Origin of the sequence: Comamonas halotolerans, assembly GCF_030162935.1 — a bacterium.
Classification (GTDB): Bacteria; Pseudomonadota; Gammaproteobacteria; order Burkholderiales; family Burkholderiaceae_C; genus Comamonas; species Comamonas halotolerans.
In genome coordinates, this window is record NZ_JASAUZ010000012.1 from 1 (window position 1) to 17,551 (window position 17,551).

The 17,551-nt window shown below is 57.9% G+C and carries 16 protein-coding genes and 1 pseudogene; 9 read left to right on the top strand and 8 right to left on the bottom strand.

The window, feature by feature from the left end; genetic code table 11:
• Nucleotides 1-472: 472 nt before the first annotated feature.
• The 8 genes from QEP11_RS07270 to QEP11_RS07305 form a co-directional block, all read right to left on the bottom strand.
• Nucleotides 473-979 (bottom strand): copper chaperone PCu(A)C, encoded by a 507-nt coding sequence (locus QEP11_RS07270; protein ID WP_284335987.1) that lies wholly within the window; start codon nucleotides 977-979, stop codon nucleotides 473-475.
• A 72-nt stretch (nucleotides 980-1,051) separates the two neighbouring features.
• Nucleotides 1,052-1,450 carry a DUF2946 family protein gene (locus QEP11_RS07275; RefSeq protein WP_284335988.1) on the bottom strand — a complete coding sequence of 133 codons (399 nt, stop codon included), beginning with the start codon at nucleotides 1,448-1,450 and terminating at the stop codon, nucleotides 1,052-1,054.
• A 104-nt stretch (nucleotides 1,451-1,554) separates the two neighbouring features.
• Nucleotides 1,555-3,636 (bottom strand): exodeoxyribonuclease V subunit alpha, encoded by a 2,082-nt coding sequence (recD, locus tag QEP11_RS07280; protein ID WP_284335989.1) that lies wholly within the window; start codon nucleotides 3,634-3,636, stop codon nucleotides 1,555-1,557.
• Nucleotides 3,633-7,316, bottom strand: a complete 3,684-nt coding sequence (recB, locus tag QEP11_RS07285) for an exodeoxyribonuclease V subunit beta (protein ID WP_284335990.1) — start codon at nucleotides 7,314-7,316, stop codon at nucleotides 3,633-3,635. Before recB ends, recD begins: the two co-directional genes overlap by 4 nt.
• The gene (recC, locus tag QEP11_RS07290) at nucleotides 7,313-10,852 is read right to left on the bottom strand and encodes an exodeoxyribonuclease V subunit gamma (RefSeq protein ID WP_284335991.1); all 3,540 of its coding nucleotides are present in this window, start codon (nucleotides 10,850-10,852) and stop codon (nucleotides 7,313-7,315) included. Before recC ends, recB begins: the two co-directional genes overlap by 4 nt.
• A 154-nt stretch (nucleotides 10,853-11,006) precedes the next feature.
• The gene (locus QEP11_RS07295; RefSeq protein ID WP_284335992.1) at nucleotides 11,007-11,339 is read right to left on the bottom strand and encodes a DUF3325 domain-containing protein; all 333 of its coding nucleotides are present in this window, start codon (nucleotides 11,337-11,339) and stop codon (nucleotides 11,007-11,009) included.
• Nucleotides 11,336-13,012 carry a PepSY-associated TM helix domain-containing protein gene (locus tag QEP11_RS07300; RefSeq protein WP_284335993.1) on the bottom strand — a complete coding sequence of 559 codons (1,677 nt, stop codon included), beginning with the start codon at nucleotides 13,010-13,012 and terminating at the stop codon, nucleotides 11,336-11,338. The genes QEP11_RS07295 and QEP11_RS07300 overlap by 4 nt, the downstream gene beginning before the upstream one ends.
• On the bottom strand, nucleotides 13,009-13,335 hold the full coding sequence (locus tag QEP11_RS07305; RefSeq protein ID WP_284335994.1) for a DUF3649 domain-containing protein: 327 nt from the start codon (nucleotides 13,333-13,335) through the stop codon (nucleotides 13,009-13,011). Before QEP11_RS07305 ends, QEP11_RS07300 begins: the two co-directional genes overlap by 4 nt.
• Nucleotides 13,336-13,871: 536 nt before the next feature.
• On the opposite strand from QEP11_RS07305, the gene QEP11_RS07310 reads away from it, so the two are divergent.
• The 9 genes and pseudogenes from QEP11_RS07310 to QEP11_RS07345 all read left to right on the top strand — a co-directional run bounded on the left by QEP11_RS07310 (nucleotide 13,872) and on the right by QEP11_RS07345 (nucleotide 17,549).
• Nucleotides 13,872-14,090 carry a hypothetical protein gene (locus QEP11_RS07310; protein WP_284335995.1) on the top strand — a complete coding sequence of 73 codons (219 nt, stop codon included), beginning with the start codon at nucleotides 13,872-13,874 and terminating at the stop codon, nucleotides 14,088-14,090.
• A 640-nt stretch (nucleotides 14,091-14,730) separates the two neighbouring features.
• On the top strand, nucleotides 14,731-14,865 hold the full coding sequence (locus QEP11_RS19000; RefSeq protein WP_349816765.1) for a DUF1924 domain-containing protein: 135 nt from the start codon (nucleotides 14,731-14,733) through the stop codon (nucleotides 14,863-14,865).
• A gap of 79 nt (nucleotides 14,866-14,944) precedes the next feature.
• Entirely contained in the window at nucleotides 14,945-15,181 is a 237-nt protein-coding gene (locus QEP11_RS07320; protein WP_284335997.1) for a helix-turn-helix transcriptional regulator, read from the top strand.
• A pseudogene (locus QEP11_RS07325) lies at nucleotides 15,153-15,314 on the top strand (ogr/Delta-like zinc finger family protein); the annotation flags it as partial. The gene QEP11_RS07320 and the pseudogene QEP11_RS07325, both read left to right, overlap by 29 nt.
• On the top strand, nucleotides 15,315-15,563 hold the full coding sequence (locus QEP11_RS19005; RefSeq protein WP_349816766.1) for a hypothetical protein: 249 nt from the start codon (nucleotides 15,315-15,317) through the stop codon (nucleotides 15,561-15,563).
• Between the two features lie 428 nt (nucleotides 15,564-15,991).
• Nucleotides 15,992-16,324: a hypothetical protein gene (locus QEP11_RS07330; RefSeq protein ID WP_284335998.1), complete on the top strand. Its 333-nt coding sequence runs from the start codon at nucleotides 15,992-15,994 to the stop codon at nucleotides 16,322-16,324.
• 107 nt (nucleotides 16,325-16,431) lie between these two features.
• A complete protein-coding gene (locus QEP11_RS07335; protein WP_284335999.1) occupies nucleotides 16,432-16,677 on the top strand; it encodes a helix-turn-helix transcriptional regulator in 246 nt (81 codons plus the stop codon).
• A 13-nt stretch (nucleotides 16,678-16,690) separates the two neighbouring features.
• Nucleotides 16,691-16,993, top strand: coding sequence for a helix-turn-helix transcriptional regulator (locus tag QEP11_RS07340; RefSeq protein ID WP_284336000.1), 303 nt, complete (start codon nucleotides 16,691-16,693; stop codon nucleotides 16,991-16,993).
• 169 nt (nucleotides 16,994-17,162) lie between these two features.
• Complete coding sequence (locus QEP11_RS07345; protein ID WP_284336001.1) at nucleotides 17,163-17,549, top strand: hypothetical protein; 387 nt, start codon at nucleotides 17,163-17,165, stop codon at nucleotides 17,547-17,549.
• Nucleotides 17,550-17,551: the final 2 nt, after the last annotated feature.

Consider the following 17,551-nt stretch of genomic DNA (forward strand, 5'->3'; position numbering starts at 1 on the left):
CTGCAGCCAAAGGTGGTGTGCGCAAGTAATGCTTGAGCGAGAGACTGCTCTCCATGGAATCTTGTATGCGCTGCAAACAGTCATTGCGTGGAAGAGTTAGCTTCAAGCGTTGGTCTACGACAGTGGCATGGCATGCTTGCGACGTCTACGCAACTGGAGTGCTGCAAAAGTTTGGGCGCAACTATAGCAAGCCATGCTTGTGCGCCTTCGTGAGCATGACCAGATTGGTTGGAGCTTAGCCTGCATTGATGGCTCATTGTTAACAAGGCACCGGGGAGCTAGGAAGCAGGCTCCAACCTCACTGACAAAGGCAAGCTAGGCTCTCCAGCGCCAACTCATCGGAGATGCATTCGAGCGGTGCTGAGAACATGCAGGGTGCTACAGCCAACTTGGCAATGCAAGTTTGGCTTTATCCAGATTGGCTGCAGCAATCATCTGCGCACGCTTCTTTGATAAGCCGTGTCAGCGACTCTTAGTGGCCGTGACCATGTGCAGCGGGCATGACATGCCCTGGCTGCACTGCGGCGGGAGCCACGCGCTTGACAGGAACTTGCAAGTGCAGGCGCGATATTTCACCTTTGGCATCTTTGAACACCAAGGTCACAGGAACTTGCGTTCCGTCTTGCAGCGGAGCTTTCAACTGCTGAAACATCAGGTGGTAGCCACCGGGTTTGAGTTCCACTTTCTGGCCTTCAGGCAGATCCAGACCGTCGATCTGGCGCATGCGCATCACATCGCCTTCCATCTTCATTTCATGGATCTCGCCGGACTCGGCAACCGGTGTTTCCACCCCAACCAAACGCAGTGGCTCCTTGGCTGTCAAGTTCATGAAAGCGCCCGAAGCTTGCTGCCCTTGCACGCTGGCACGTGCCCACACGTTGTCTGCCTGCACATGAGCGGCATCAGGATGCGCCCATGCAGGCACAGCAAAACAAGCGCTCAGCAGCGCACACGACAGCCAGTTTGTTGTCTTCAACATCACAAAATTCTTTCAACAGGAAGCATGAACAGCAGACCCACATGCACTGTTGCAGGTGTTTCTGCCCTTGTTTCAAAAAAGATGTGATGTGACCGGAGGCCCCCGTGCGGGTGGCCAATGCTGCGCATGGCTTGCCTGGGCCAGCACTACCTGCGCAGGGGGAGGCTGAGGCGGCAATGCTTGCACAGCTACCGAGCCTTCCGCAGGCGGAGGAGCCAGCAATGGCAGGCACAACGGACAGTCGATCAGATGATGCAGGCCTTCACCATCATCGGATGAGCCCTCTGCAACAGGGCTGGGCACCCATTGCTCAACGCCATGCACGGAGCACAGGCGCTCCATACTTTGCGCCTGCATATGCGCACGGGCCATCGGCGCCCAGATCCCTGCAGCCACCACGCACAGCCACAGCACCAGAACGCCAGTAATGGCGCGGCGCGAAAGCGATGAGGTGGACGCGTTTAACTGCATGGCAGACATTCTAGGCAGGCACATGTCAAACCGTGTAGCTGTGTCCAATTTTTTTAGGCAAACATGCGTAAGAGCCCATGCTGCTGACGCTAGAGGATCCTATTTCAGGAATGCAATTGCCCTTCGAGAAAACGCATCAAACCACTCGCCCGTTTGGTTGGGCTGGCAATGGCTGCGGACAGCAAGCCCGGGCGTTCAGCCATCAAGGTGAAGTGTGAGCGTGCCCGCGTAATACCGGTGTAGACCAACTCTCTGCCGAGCACACCTCCTGCCTGTGCAGATAGCACCAAGGCCGTGTGCTCAAACTCCGAACCCTGGCTTTTATGCACCGTCATGGCAAACGCCGTTTCCACATGGGCCAGGCGTGCAACACTCACCGAACGCATCTCGTCACCTTGCAAGAAGTACACGCGTAAAGGATGACCTGCCGCAGCGCTGGGCAAAGCCATGCCGATGTCTCCATTGAACACCCCCAGAGCAGCGTCATTGCGCATCACCATCACGGGCCGGCCGGCATACCATTCGCCATCCGGTGCAAGCACGCCTTGGGCACGCAAGGCTGCCACCACGGCCTGGTTGAGACCGGAAACGCCCCAAGCGCCTTCACGCACAGCGCACAGCAAACGAAAGCGGTCAAAAGCATGCAATACCTCACGCACCCAGGCATCGTGTGCCTCAGACAGATCGTCGCGAGTCTTGATCTGGCTCCAGCGCTGTAAAGCCTGAACATAAGCGCCATAACCAGGCGCAGTGCCACGTCCATAGAGCGCCAACCCGTGCAGTGCAGGCAAGCGTCCATCCTGGCGCAAGGCAATACGGGCGTGTTCACCATGCTGCGCCACATCCACCTGCAGCACATCCAGGCTTTGCGCAACATCACCAACATTGACAGCGGTGGCCAAGGCCGCAATCGGTCCATCAAAACGACGACTGGCGCGTAGCATCACAGTGTGCTGCGCCAAGGCAGGCACATTACCTGATGCGTGAAATCCCACGGGTATGCGCTCACCCGACACGCGCTCCACAAACGCCACGGTTTCCTTGGAATAACGCCCGGCCTGCGCATCGCGACACAGGTCACCCAACACGGCCCCCGCCTCGACCGAGGCCAACTGGTCCTTGTCCCCTAGCAAAATCAAGCGTGCATGCGGTGGCAAGGCTTCCAGCAAGGCCGACATCATTTCGAGGTGCACCATGGAGGCCTCATCGACAATCAGCACATCCACGTCGAGTGGACGTCCTGCGTGATAGCCCCAGTGCCGCGTTCCAGGTCGTGCTCCCAGCAAGGAATGCAGGGTGCGTGCAGCTCCCACACGTTGCACCAGTGCAGGCAGATCCAAGGCGTCTCCCACACTGGCTTGCAGGTCTTGCAAGGCAGTTTCGATGGATTGTTTCAGCCGAGCGGCAGCCTTTCCTGTGGGGGCAGCGAGCGCCACGCGCAGCTGTTCGGCGTCCGGCGTCGTGGCAAACAACAAGGCCAGCAAACGTGCGGCGGTATAGGTTTTACCGGTTCCAGGGCCACCCGTAATCACGGAGAAGCGTCCTCGCAAAGCCAGTGCGCACGCCACTTTTTGCCAGTTGCATGCTTCAGATGCGGAAGGGAAGAATCGATCCAGCCATTGGCGTGCACCAGATTCATCCAGCGATACGCTTTGTGCGGCGCTACGCTGCAGAATATGCGCAGCCACCGTGCGCTCATGGTCCCAGTAGCGCCGAAGATACAGCAAGGGTTGCGTGCCCTTTGCCGCAGCCAGCACCAGCGGTTGAGCATGATCGGCCTGCTGCCCCACCACTCTGACCAGGGTGCTGGCTTGCAGCGCCTGCAACCAGTCCAGCATACCCTCCGGCAGTTGTGCCCACAAAGTGCGCAATGCTGGCTGCTCCTGTGCTTCCCAGCCCAGCACCGCATTGGGGTCGAGTACCAGATCAGCCAGTGGCAGACAACTGTGCCCACGCCCTTCCATGTGAGCCAGCATGGCGGCAGCTACCAAGACGCATGGAGCCAAGCACTCATCCTGCTCATGCAACCAGACAGCCAGCGCCACATCCAGTCGGCGCAACATGCCCACATCGGCCCACTGCCGCAACAGCTCCAGCACGGCTTGCGCAGTCGTTCCTTGCGGCTGCTGCGCCGCAGCAGCAAACAAATCCATGGTGGCGGTATCCACACTGCGTTTGCGAATCATGCGCCCACCTCTTCCAACAACGCTTCCAACGCTTCGAGCATGGGCAACACCGGGGGCACCACATGCACGGCTTGCGCCGGCCCATCCAGCCCTCGCAAAAAGTAATACAACGCGCCACCCAGTTGCTGCGCAGGGTGGTAATCCATGCCCAAACGTGTTTTCAGCAAACGATGCAAAGCCAACATATACAGCGCAGCCTGCACGTCATAGCGGTGCTGCAGCATGGCTTGAGTCAAGGCCGCATCGGTATAGGCTGCCGCTTCAAACCCCAGGTGGTTGGTTTTGTAGTCCATCACCCAGTAGCGCCCTTCATGCAGGAACACCAGGTCGGCAAAGCCCATCAACATGCCATGCAGACTGCGCTGGGGCAAGGCAGGGCGAGACTGCCCGGGCAGGATGAATTCGTGGCACACCGCATCCACGCGCTCGGCGGACAATTTCGCCAGCGGTAGCCAGAACTCCATCTCTGGAAGGCGTGTGGCAATCTGGCTCAAGTTGCAGCCCAATACAGGCAAGCGGTGTTGCACCACGGCCGTCATCCAAGTCAGCACATCCTGGGCTTCCGCCCCCCTGCCTGCGCGCTCACAGCGGCGGATCAAACGCTGCGCCAGCAGGCTCTCTCCACCCGACTCCAAGGCAAAATCTTCCCCTTCCAGCCATTCAAGTTGGTCGTGAATAAAGTTGCCCACCAACTCGCCACGCTTGAAGCGGTGCCACACCGCAGCGTCCGGGGCTGCTTTCACCAGGCTGGGTTTGGCCGGCAATGCTTCTTCCGCCAAGCGCTCATCATCGGCCGGGCGCATGGCAGCCACCGGAAGCACTGCTGCCGTGCGGCTACCCGCTCCTCGCACCAGTGCCGTAAAGCTGCCAATGCCCCAGCTGCGATCAAACACGCCGTCATAGGTGGGCAAGGCATGCAAAGGTGTGGTCTGCTCACTGCTTTGCAGCCAGGTGCTGGCTACTGGCAATGCCAGACGCTGCACCACCATGTCGCCACTGCGCTGCGCCAAGTTTTGCAATGCATCCCACCAAGCACGGGCATCTCCGGGCTCACCACCATTGAGCAAATAGCCACTGGCACCTTGGTGATTCACGCAGTTTTTGCTATTGCCTTTGCGCAACGCGCCAAGGCCCAGCCAGAGGCAATGGCGCGGGCGCGTCAATGCCACATAAAAAAGCCGCAAATCCTCGCGAAGGCGTTCCGTATCAGCCTGTGCCAACTGCTCCGCACTGGGAGCCAGTTCGAGGCGCTTGCAACCATCGTCTTGCGGCACGCGCACCAGCGCATCGTTGTAGGTACGGAAGTCGGCTGCAAAAGGCAGAAACACCACCGGGTATTCCAGGCCTTTGCTTTTGTGCACCGTCACAATCTTGACCAGATCCGCATCGCTTTCCAGTCGTACCACCTGCTCTTCCGCCCCTTTACCGGGTTCTTCGATCTGTGTGGTCAACCAGCGAATCAGGGCCTGCTCACCTTCCAGGGTGGCGCTGGCGTTTTGCAGTAGCTCGGCCAGATGCAGGTAATTGGTCAGCCGCCGCTCGCCGCCCACTTGCGCCAGCCAGCGCGCTGGCAGTTGCATGCGGTGCAGGGTCTGGCGGAGCATGGCCAGCACGCCCTGGCGCTGCCACACGCCATGCAATTGCCGCATTTGTTCGCCATAGGCATCAAAGGCTTCGTCATTGCTCGCCAGCCATGCCAGCTCGTCCAGGCTCAAACCAATCAAACGTGTGGCCAGCCCCGCACGCACCGCGCGCACATCCAGAGGTGCTGCCACAGCGCACAGCCATAACAGCAGGTCTTGTGCCTCATCGCTGCTGAACACCGACTCCTGGTCTGACAGATACACCGAAGCCACGCCCCGGCGCTGCAACTGCTGGCGCACCGCCGCCGCTTCACGCCCCGTGCGCACCAGCACCGCCATATCGCTGGGCCGGATGCGCTGCAGCGGCTGCCCGGGCTGGGCAAAGCCCACTTGCGCATCGTTGAGCCACTGCACGATCTGCTGTGCGCACGCAGCCGCCATGTGCCGACGCAGCTCTTCACTGCTCACCGGCTCCCCTTTGTCGTCGTGCCACAGCACCTGCATGGCAGGCACAGCAACTCCATGGCTATGCAATTGCTCTTTGCGCCCGTTGGCGCTGACCGGGTCAAATGGCAGGGGGTTGTAAGGTTCACCATCCGCCCATGTGCGGAACATGAACGCAGCCTGCCCCGAGCGCTCTTCGGCCTGCGCAAACCACTGATTCACGGCCTGCACCACACTCTGCGTGGAGCGAAAGTTCACGTCCAGCACATAGTGGCGCCCCTCGGTTGCCTGACGGGCGCGCAGATAGCTGTAGATGTCGGCACCGCGAAAGCCGTAAATGGACTGTTTGGGATCGCCAATCAACAGCAGGGCACTGTTGGGGTTGTTGTCCACCGTGCGGTAAATGCGGTCAAACAGGCGGTATTGCAGCGGCGAAGTGTCCTGAAACTCATCAATCAGTGCCACCGGATATTGCGCCAGGATACTGCTGCGCAAATTGGCGCCGTTTTCACCAGCCAAGGCGGCATCCAGACGCTGCAGCATATCGGCGAAGCCGAAGGTGCCCGCCTGGCGCTTGAGCCATTGCAAGCGTGCCTGCACCTGCGCTGCGGCATGCAGGCGGATGGCCACTGCGGGTTCTGGCAATTGCGCCATATCCACCAACAACTGCTGCAATTGCGTAAATGTTTCCGGCAACAGCACATCCAAGGTGGAGCCTTTGCAAGCCTCGGCCATGCCTTCAGGGCTCAGGCGCTTGCGCGCCGCATCGGTCAGCGCCAAAGGCGTGTGCAAGGGATCCTGGGCCCAGGCTTTCAGCGTGGACAGCCATCCGGTATAGCGCGCTGGTTGCAGCTTTCGCTTGTCCCACAGATAGGCCTGACCATCCAACTGCGCATCCAGCCAATGCTGCAGATGCTCGGCTTTTTCCGACCAGCCCTGTGCCAATTCTTGCAAGGCCTGTGCATGGGCTTGCTGGGCACGCTCCACGCATTGCGCCAGTGTGCCGGTTGCGTGCACGGCATCCACAGCGTCCTGGCTGAGCGCCTGCATATCGCCCACCAGTTCCTGCACGCTGCGCCACACATTCAGCACCACCTCCAGCTGTGAACCATTCAAGGGATAGCACTGCTGGCGCCAGTAGTCATGCGCGGCATCCATCAGCCGCTGGCTTTCATCGCTCTCCAGCTCCTCCTCAAAAAGATTGCCGCTATCGAACGCGTGTTCACGCAGCATACGCTGGCACCAGGCATCAATGGTGAAGATGGCCGCGTCGTCCATGCTTTCCGCGGCCATAGCCAGCCGCCATGCGGCTTGCTCGCGCTGTTCGCCCTCGGGGTAACTGTCGATGAGCGCCTGCAAAAACGCATCGTGCGTTGCGACAGGCTGCTGACCGCGAAAACACGCCACGGCATCTACCAGCCGTGCGCGAATGCGATCCGACAACTCGCGCGTGGCCGCGCGCGTGAACGTCATCACCAAAATATCAGGTGGCAGCAGCGGCTGGGTAAAGCCCTGCTCCCCGCCATGCCCCAGCACCAAACGCAGATACAGCGCGGCAATCGTCCAGGTCTTGCCCGTGCCCGCACTGGCCTCAATCAAGCGGCTGCCGTGCAAGGGAAAGCTTGCTGCATCCAGAATGTGGCGTGCGCTCATGCTGCACCTCTCTGGTCTTGGTGCACATGCCACTCCACCACGGCCACACTGCTGCCACACCAGGCATGCATGGGTAAGTAGACCTGCTGAGCCAGAGCCTCCAACTGACCATCTGCGGCCAGCGAGTCATAGTCCGGAAACAGGCGCTGCCAACTCATGTCTTCACACTCTCCGCGGTGCTTGTAACCGCCTTCGTAAGCCGCAGCGGCGCCCAGCGCATCGCCCATCGCCAAAGCCAGTCCTGTTTTGAACGGCAAGGGCAAAGGCTGTTGCAGGCCTTGCAGCCACAGTGCCAGCAACGCCTGCAATGCCGCGCGCGCCTCGTCGGCATCCATTGCCTGCACATGCAGGCAGGCATCACGCCCCACCACCATACCTTGCACTTCCACACCGCAGGCGGCAGCCACCAGACTGCGCACATACACTGGCAGCAAGCGATCTCGCCGGGGCTGGCGTTTGGCATCCAGCACATCGCGCGGATCCATCAATACCCAGACTGGCAACACGGCAGGCGCCTGCTGTGCAGGCAGCCACAAGGGCTCCAGCCAGTCTTCCAAGACAACACCCGCGTGCGAGAAGTGCAAACGCTCACGCGCTGCTGGCTCGGGGTAATCTGCCCGCAATTGCATCCATGCCCGCAATCCTGGCAGCAAAGTGGCTTGCAACTGTTGCGCCTCGCGTTGACCCAACCCCGCCAGAGGCAGGCGTCCAGCACGCTGCAGGCTGTGAATACGTCTTTGCAGCAGTTGCGCCATCGCATCACCATCGTGCTGCAGCCCCTGTGCCGTCTGCTGCTCCCAGTCTGCCGCGCATTGCTGCTGTAGTGTCTGCACCAGCCCATAGGCTTGAAGACCATCAAGCTGGAACACCTCGTCGTCTTCCACTACACTTTCTTCAACTTCAAAGTGCACATTCAAACGCTGGCGAAAAAATGCCTTCACCGGATGACGCACAAACGCCGTCAGCTGCGCCACATTCAGTGGCACCTGGGCATCGGGCACAAAAGTGCCCATTTCCGGCACTGCTGCTTTGCTGTCAGCCTGTTGAGCATGTGCAGCACGCCATTCGCTGGCATAGGTGGTGAGTACGGCGCCCTCTTCAAAATAGCTTCGGCTGAAAGGCTGCAAAGGATGGTGCCAAGTGCGCTCTTGCAACAGGTCTTGCGTTCCACGCCAGCCGTCGGCCAGATATTCGCGCAATTGCGAAACCAATACCGACGCAGGCTGCGTGCTGTTATCGCGCACATGGTGACCGGCCCAACTGATGTAGAGCGTGCGCCTTGCCGACAACACAGCCTCCAGCATGAGCTGGCGATCATGATCACGCCGCGCGCGGTCACCGGGGCGGTACTGGCCGCTTTGCTGCATCAGGTCAAAATCATTGCGCGTGGCTCGGCGCGGGTAGTCCCCATCGTTCATGCCCAGCAGACAAACCACTTCAAACGGAATCGCACGCATGGGCATGGGCGTGGCGAAAGTCACACCCCCGGCTCGAAACCGCTGCTCCAGTGAAGGCTGTTCCAGCGCCTGTAGCCAAGCCTCCTGGGCAACCGCCAAAGGAATGGGCAAAGTGTACGCAGCCTGGTCGCAGGCCTCCTGCCAGCGTGACAAAGACTGCTCCAGGCCATCCAGCAACGCTTGCTCCACATCATCCTGCGGATCAAACATATCCTGCGCGAGCTGGCGCAAGCGCTGAGCCCAGACATCAGGGGCTGCATCCTGCAAGGCCTCGTTCCACCAGCGCATCAAGCGCTCCAGCACTGCGGCCAGCACACCGGCCAGCTCGGCATCCAGGCCTCCCACCTCGTCATAAGGCTCTATCTCGCCCCATGCTGCGGGCTGCTGCACACCATCGGTACTTTGCATGCTGCGAGCACCGTTGGCATAACCCAGCAGCATGCGGCGCAGACCAAACCAGGCACTGTTGTGCTCCCCACAGGCTTGCAACCCCAAACTTCCGCGTTGCGCAGCATTCAATCCCCACCGAATTCCCGCCCCTGCCATCCACTGCGTCAGCTGTGGCACGTCTTCAGCGGCCAGGCCAAAGCGTGCAGCCACAGCGGGCACATCAAACAGATCGCACAGCTCGCTCAACCGGCAACGCTGCTGAGGCAGACGCAACAGCCATTGCAACGCCACCACCATGGGACTGGAGGCACGGGCGCTCAGATCTGCTATGTCAAAAGGAATGAAGCGCGCATCCGTGCGGCCATACTGGCCAAAAACCGCACGAATCGATGGCGCAGCCTTCTGGATATCGGGCAGCATGACAATCACATCACGCGGCTGCAAAGGCGCTTGCCCATCCACAGGCGGCTGCGCCAGCATGTCCAGCAACTGGTCATGCAGCACCTCCAGTTCACGCACCAGGCTGTGGGCGCTGTGAAACACGATGGAGCGGTCTGACGCAGGAATGCTGTGCCCGGCCTGGCTAGCCTTGGGGTGCTCGCTCAGCGGCAGCAGATCGCGCATGCTGCGCTGCACCTGCTGCAGCAGGCTGCCGGCATCCGCTGGCGCATCGTCAAACAAATCCACGCGCGGCCAGACCGTTGGATTAGCGGTTTCCACCGTGGTATCGAACTCATCGAGCAGCCGCACATAGTCACGGCTTTGACGGCCCCAGGCCGCCAGCAACGGGTGCGCATGGGCGTGCATGGACGCAAGCGGAACAGCCGCCAGATCCTGCCCATTTTTCAGCGGCTGGCGACGGCGCTGCATTCGCAGCAGATCACGGCCATCAATCGCGTCCGCCCAGTGGTAACGGCAGGGGTTGGGCACTGCCAGCACCACCTGGGTATGGCGCGCCAACGCATCCATGAAGCTCAGCATGGCCAGTGGCACATGGCTCAGGCCAAACAGCACCACCCGCCGCGGCACACTGATGGCGCCCGGCTCCAACTCGCGCAGGCGCTGCATGACCAGATCGCGTAATGCAGTGCGTGTGGCAGCTTTTTCAACTGCCGTCAGATCGGCAATCACCGCTCGCCACAACAAGGGCTGCCAGGCTTGACCCGCAGGGATCGGCTGATCGGGCTTGCCGGGCTGCGTCAGCACATCGCGCCCCTGCTCCCATGCGTGCAGCCAGTCACCTCGGTAGATCTGGTACTGGTCAAACAAATCTGCCAAGCGCTCGGCCAGTTGCAGCAAGCGCTCAGGCTCACCCGGGCGCAGAAAATTGCTAATCGGGGCAAAAGCAGCTTCGTGCAGGCAGCCGGGTAACAAACGCATCAAGCGCCATGTCAGTGGAATTTTCTCCAGCGGCGAGGACGGTGGCACTTCGTGCTTGCCCAGCACCTGACGGTATGTGCGCCAGATAAAACGTGCAGGCAACTCCACCTTGGCCGCAGCACTGACACCCAACTGCTCCGCCATGCGCATCTTGAACCACTCCGCCGTGCCATTGCTTTGCACCAGCACGATTTCTTGCTCCAAAGGAGCCAAGGGATGGGCTTGCATCCACGCCATCAGCGTGTCGGCCAGCGTTTCCGTACAGTTGCCATGCAAGGCCACCAGACCCGGTGCGATTGAGCTTGCCAAGAAGGCTCTCCCTCAGAATGTCTTTACGTATGTCGAGTCTGCCAGAGTGGCACGCTCTTGTGCGCCCATCAAGACCATGCCCTGCAGCGCAGGCCCATAAAAACGGCTGGCGCATGCATTACAGCCGCGCCAGCCGACTTGACAGAACTGTGTTTTATATCCGCAGACCAATACCCAGCAAAGCAATGCCAAGACTAAGCAGGGCTCCCCCCCGCAGACAGTGCGCGGCATAGGTCAGCACCAGCCCCACGGTCAATGCCGCCAAGGTCAGCACGCCCAGCCACGCAGCAACCGCCACCGACGTCCCCCAGGCCTGCAGGCAAACGACAAGCGTACCCAGCAGCAATGCGGCGCCAACGACACGGCAACTCCAAGCAATACGCGGCGAAGGCTCATTTCCGCAGACCTGGGCATGGTGGCGCTCCATGGCCTGGCTCAAGGCCGCAAACGCAGGTATTGCCAGCAACAAAGCAATCCAGGTATTCATAGATGCTCCTTCGGAGCCTGTAGCGCTGTTCTGGATGCAGCCACGCCTTGCCGCACCCTGGCTGCAGGCACTGCAGGTTGACGCAACCGCTGCCACAGCTTGTAGGCCACGCTGCCATGCACTACTGCCAGCGCCAACATCATCCCATCAAATCCGGCAACGCTCCACTGGCTGTGTGTCATGGTCTGCAACAGACCTGCCCCCCCAGTCCACACATTAAGCAGTGGCAAGCAAACAAAGGCCATAGCAGCCACCACCATCTGCTCCAGCCATGCTCTGGCATGCGGACGCACAAGGGCATGCAGCAAGCTCAGCAGCCACAGCGTGAAAAAGACATGGATTTCTGCAGCGCTACGGTCACTAAGGCCCACCGGCAACAAGCGATTGGCCCAGAAATACCCCACCACAGCCACTGACAGGCCAGCAATGGCAGCCACATTCAATACTTCGACCAGACGATGCCCCTTGGGGATGAAGCCCAGCTTGTTGCGCTCTGGCAGACGCTTGACGACCCACAACACCATGCCTGTGGCCACCATGACCGTACCCACCACACCCGAAAGAAACAGCAGCCAGCGCACCGCTGGATCGGCAAAACGCCCCAGGTGGACACTGACCAGGCTGTTCATCACCGCAACCGTGCTGGATGGCTCTCGCACTGAAGGAGCCTCTTTCATGGCCCCGGTGATGCCATCAAATTGCACGCGTTGTCCTGCACCCCGTCCACTGGTCAATGAGTCCGCCCCCTCCGCTCGCAGCTCCACCATCGCACGTCGTGTATTCGGGTTCTGCACGATGATGCTGCCAACTGCCGCCCCCTTGAGCTGCGCCTGAGCCTGCGCGAACATGGGTGCAATCTCTGCCATGGGTGCAGCATCTTCATAGCCTGCTCGCTCACCACGCCCTTCGCGCGGTGCACGTGCTGCGGCCTGCGGCGCAGAAACCATCTGCATGCCCCTGCGCTCTGCATTGAAGCGCTGCGGCTGCCCCTCATACACAGCATTTGCGCCCCATGGCATGAGCATGGTCATCAGCAGCAGCAAGCCACTGAATGTAATCACGATATGAAACGGCAGCGCCAGTACAGCGGTTGCGTTGTGCGCATCAAGCCAGGAGCGCTGACCTTTGCGCGGACGGAAAGTGAAAAAATCCTTGAAGATTTTCTTGTGCGTGATGATGCCGCTGAGAATCGCGACAAACATCACCAACGTGGCAATCCCCACAATCCAGCGCCCCCATACCCGTGGCATGGCGTACAGCTCAAAGTGAAAACGGTACAGAAAACTGCCACCACGCGTTTCACGCACAGGAAGCACCTCGCCCGTGGCTGCATCCAGATATGCTCGCTGCATGCCTTCACGCCCTGGTGGTGCACCTTGGGGGCGCCAGGTAGCCTCCACAGCGGTCTGCCGCTCGTTAGGCAAGTGCAAGCTCCAACTACTGGCGTCTGGCGCCAGCTTCTGCATCCCTGCCATGGCTTTTTCCGCCGTATCAGCCTGCGGCACCGATACATGCAGCTCAGGGCGCATCCAGTCACTGACCTCATCCACAAAGTAGCTCAACGTGCCGGTAAAAAACACGGCATACAGCAGCCACCCCAGCAACAGTCCACTCCAGGTATGCAGCCATGACATGGACTGACGCAGCCCTTCCGGCTTCCCATCCACTCTCATGCATGCCTCCCGTACAGCGCCCCGACCAACGCCAGCATCATCAAGGCTGGCAAAGCAATGCCAAGCCACGCTCTCCAGGCACTTCGACAAGCAAAAGCCCACAACACGGCCACCGCAAACACCACAAAAGACAACATGGTGGACAGCGTGACAGCATCGGCTTTACCCATTCCACACCAGTGCGCGCACGCCAGCCCAAAGGCTGCGGCAAATGCTGCACTCAGCCCATATCCCCCGGCAACAGCCGCCAAAGCTCGCGAAACGACAGCCCAACGATAGCGCGCCATACCCAGCGCCTTGGTCTTGTGCATCGAAGTATTCATTGCCCGCCCCCCGATTGCCGGGCACAAAAAAACCAGCCTTCATCTTCGCAAGATGTGCTGGATGGCTGTGTAGGCCGCATAACTGCGATCTCCAAGAGTGTTGTAAATAATAATTATTCTTATTCTATCCACGAGATTTGAGTTGCATAGAAGGCGCAGATCCGAGCATCTAATCTTTACCAAAGATTTACGCAACATCCATGTTCGGTGCAGAAACGCAAAAAATCCCTTGATCATTACTAATCAAGGGATTTGAATTTGGTGGCTGGGACGCTCTCGAAAAACACTCCCAAGCTGTTGATTTAAATACAAAAGCAATTTTTCAATTTTCTGAGTTGCCCCCAAAGTTGCCCCCAGACTTTCCGGGCTTGCAACGCTTTCCTCAGGCTCCTCGGCGGCACTTCGCCCCTGTCAAGCGCTGATTCGTAAGCTCCAGCAATCACACGTTGTCGACTCAGCCCCCACAACGTGCAAAAAGAGACTAAAGGCGACCCCAGGCGCACCATGGAGACACATTAACTCCCATGGAAAAAGCCATGACTGAAGCCCAAGCCCGCCAAGCCTTCGCTGCCGCGAAAGCTAACATCAAAACCGCTGCCATCGCCGCCACTGCGCAGGTGGAAGAAGCCACCCGTGAATTTGATCGCGCCAAGCAGGCCCTACAAGCCTTTGAAAACCATCGCGCCAGCAATGGCGGTGTAGTCACACATACAGCAACTGGCCATGCCCCAGACGTCCTGCTTGCCGACTTCTAAAAACCGCCCCTCACCGCAGCCCAAACATCACCATGCCAACCATGTCCATCGACACAGCACAAGCCGAGTTTGATACCGCCCTGCAACGCTTTCGCGCAGCGCAGAATGCATACCACCAAGCACAAGAAACCTTGCAGCGCCTGCAAGAGCGCAAAGCCGATTTGCAAGCAAAGGGGCAGCAATACGAGGCTGATGCTGAAGCCGCAGAACAAGAATTCAAAGCGCTGTTTGCAAAACATGGGTTCACGACGACGCCTGAAGTCAAATCTGCCATGCACCAAAAAATGGCCAACAAAGACATGGCCACCGAGACTGCTTCAGCTCTTACCGAGTGCCAGCGTGCCATTGACGATTTGCCATTTCAGGACGATATCGCCAGCCTCGTGAACACCTACGCAGCAACACGTGCGGCTGTGCGTGAGAAATATGCAGCGTTGATGCTGGCACGTGCCTTGAGCGAAGTGCCCGAGAGCCTACTCAAAGCAATTGCTTTGCATCAGTACCTGGCAGGACTGAACGACATCGACTTCAAGGGTGCTGTTTTGCTACCGAGTGATCGCCAAACCACCATGGCCACAGCATTGCGCCCAATTTTTGAGGCAATGGAAGGAATGGCCCAGCGCGTGAATATCCACGGTGAATTGGAGGCCGCAGGCATCACCACCAGCACCGTCGATGTGCTTCCTGCCATTGCGCACAAAACACCCGCCCAGCGCCTCATGCATCAACAAAAGAACCTCTCTCCCCTGCACAGCCAGCGCTAAATCAAGACTGATTAACTCCCCACTCTAAAACCGCGTGGTGGCATTACAGCCAGAGCTGCTGCATTGCCACCCAACAGCCATCATTAATTCGTGAACACACCAACTCCCCCCATTAGCATTCACTGCGATGAGCAACTTTTGCGCATTGGTGCTGTTTCTCAAAAGATTGGAATGGCACGCAGCACTATTTACAAAAGAATCCATAAAAACCAGTTTCCTCGCCCTTTGGTAATTAGCAAAAAATTAGTGGCGTGGAAAAAATCAGACATTGAAAATTGGATTAAATCCCTAGACCACCATGACAAAGAAGGTACAAGGCGTGTATAAATTTGACTGTCCACATTGCGGGGAGCGGTGCAATATCCGCACAAGCCGCGCTCAATCAAAAATTACCCGAGAGCTGCACTTGCAGTGCCGAAATTTGGAGTGTGGACACACCTTTATTTGCCACTTAGTGGCCGTGAGAACCATTTCACCATCTGCCAAGCCCAATCCAGATATATATCTGCCTATTCTTGGCACCAAAAAAATCAAAGAACAGGTCTCTTTGAATAAAACGGATAGCCAGGCTTACTGCACCGCTGTAGAAATAACGGCGAAGGATCGCCGCCAGGCCAACACTCCAACGCCTCCCAAGGTGGCCAACTTTGACATCCCTCAGCAAGACCCTATCTTGCAAGCTTTGCACAACCCTACAGCAAGCTCGTAAGGTTCTGTAAGCCCAATCCGTTACATTAAGTAACATTCGGAAGCCTTAGTTAAGCCCGGAAACAGAATAACGGGAGCCATTGCCTGCTGGGGAACTTTGTTTTCAGTAATTAGCACAGCAGGGCGTGCATGGAGAACATGAATTTTCTAAGACAGTTTTAGTTCGTCATCAACCAATAAAAAACAGAGGGAATATCAGACTATGGGCTTTTCATTTAAAAACCATTCAGAAAGAATATTCTTTTTTTTGAAGATGGGTTAGAAAATTTAGAAATTGACTCTTTATTAGACAAAGAGATATTCATAAAATTCATTAAAACCAAAAAATCTCCCAAAGATTTTTGTAAGACATTAGACAAATTAATTTCAGAATTAAAAAAACTCATTCCAACTGACAATGTGCAGTTGCTACTAAGAGTATTATTTTTATTGATCGAAATTCATTCTTTCAAGCAAAATTCAAGAAATATTGTAGATTTACTTGACAATTTGGCATCTGATATTTTCACATCTCACATTGCAATCACAAAACGCACTGGCTCCAACCATTCCATTGCAAAAAAAGGAGCCATTGCCAGACACAAAGAAAACCACAAAATCAAAGCTGAAGTTTTCGAGTGGCTAGACAAAAACATGCACACCTACAAGAGCATGGATGCCGCTGCAACCGCAATTGCAGGCAAAGAAGTTCCTATGGCATTCCGAACCGTGCGCCAATGGATCACGGAGTGGAAAAAACTACGCGCTGCCAGCAAAGCGTAACGTCTGCCAGCACACAGGCTGGGCAGCGCGGCAACCGCCAACGACCATCGCTTCATTGTTCATTCAAAGAGGCTCACATGGCACCACACCCATCCATAACACAGCCAATGGTCAGCACACTCAGTGCTGCACAAGCGTTTGAAACACTCGCGGATAGCGCATACATCCGCGAACGTGATTTAGTCACCCAACCACACCGCAAAGGCACCGTGGGGCTATTGCCGTTCAGTGCCTCCACGTTGCGGCGCAAGGTCAGTGCTGGAGAGTTCCCCAAACCTCAGAAGCTGGGGGTCAGAATTTCAGCCTGGAAGGTGGCTGATATTCGCGCCTGGATGGCGCAGCAGAAGGCTTGAGGGGGATACGTCAATGACACCCAAGAAAAACGCCCCAGCCATCCCATCGGACAGCCAGAGCGCGGTAGCAGCGCCCATTTTAGTGACACCGCCGCAAGAGGCAAAAAGCCACCATCTGCCAGATCGTTTGTTGCGCATCAGGGATGTGTGCTTTCTCACCGGGCTGGCACGCAGCACGGTATATGCCAAGGTCAAAAGCGACAGCTTTCCAGCCGCTGTGCAGCTGCATGGCAGCTGCGTAGCCTGGCGGCTCTCCGAGGTGCAAGCATGGATTGCCGCACGCCCTCTGGCCACTGAGAAAGAAGTCTATGCATAGCCCTCTCCAATCCCTCACAAAAGCCCAGAGTAAAAGCGCTCGTGTCCAATCTGGCCCCATTCCCTATTGCTTTGCAACGTGGCACAATTGCGGCAAGCCGAGAGGCCCGGTGCGTAGAAACACCACGTCTAAAGCGTTTGCAACCCCCATCGAAAAGCGGGGTTTTGTCATGTCCAATTTCTGGCGGCTGGTGCATTTGAATGCATCTATCCGATGGTTACGGGGCATGGTGGGGGCTATCCGTAAGGACGTCCGCACGGCTTTGGACGTGTTTCTAACCACCATGCTCCACCTTCTGCGCGTAGAAACGCAAACGGTGGTTTTCTTGAATCCCAAAGGAGCCAAGACCATGACCGCTATCACCCAGCAGGCCAGCCGCGCCGCTGCATCTCAGCCCACCACGGGCACCCTTGCTTCTACCCAAATCAGCGCTGTATTGGCCGCATTTAATGCCGCCAACCTAGCCAGCAGCTACATCGAGCGCGGCAACTTTGCCGCTGCCCGCCGCAAGCTGGTGCAAGCACTGGCATCCGTCAACCAACTGGCGGAGGGTTAAAC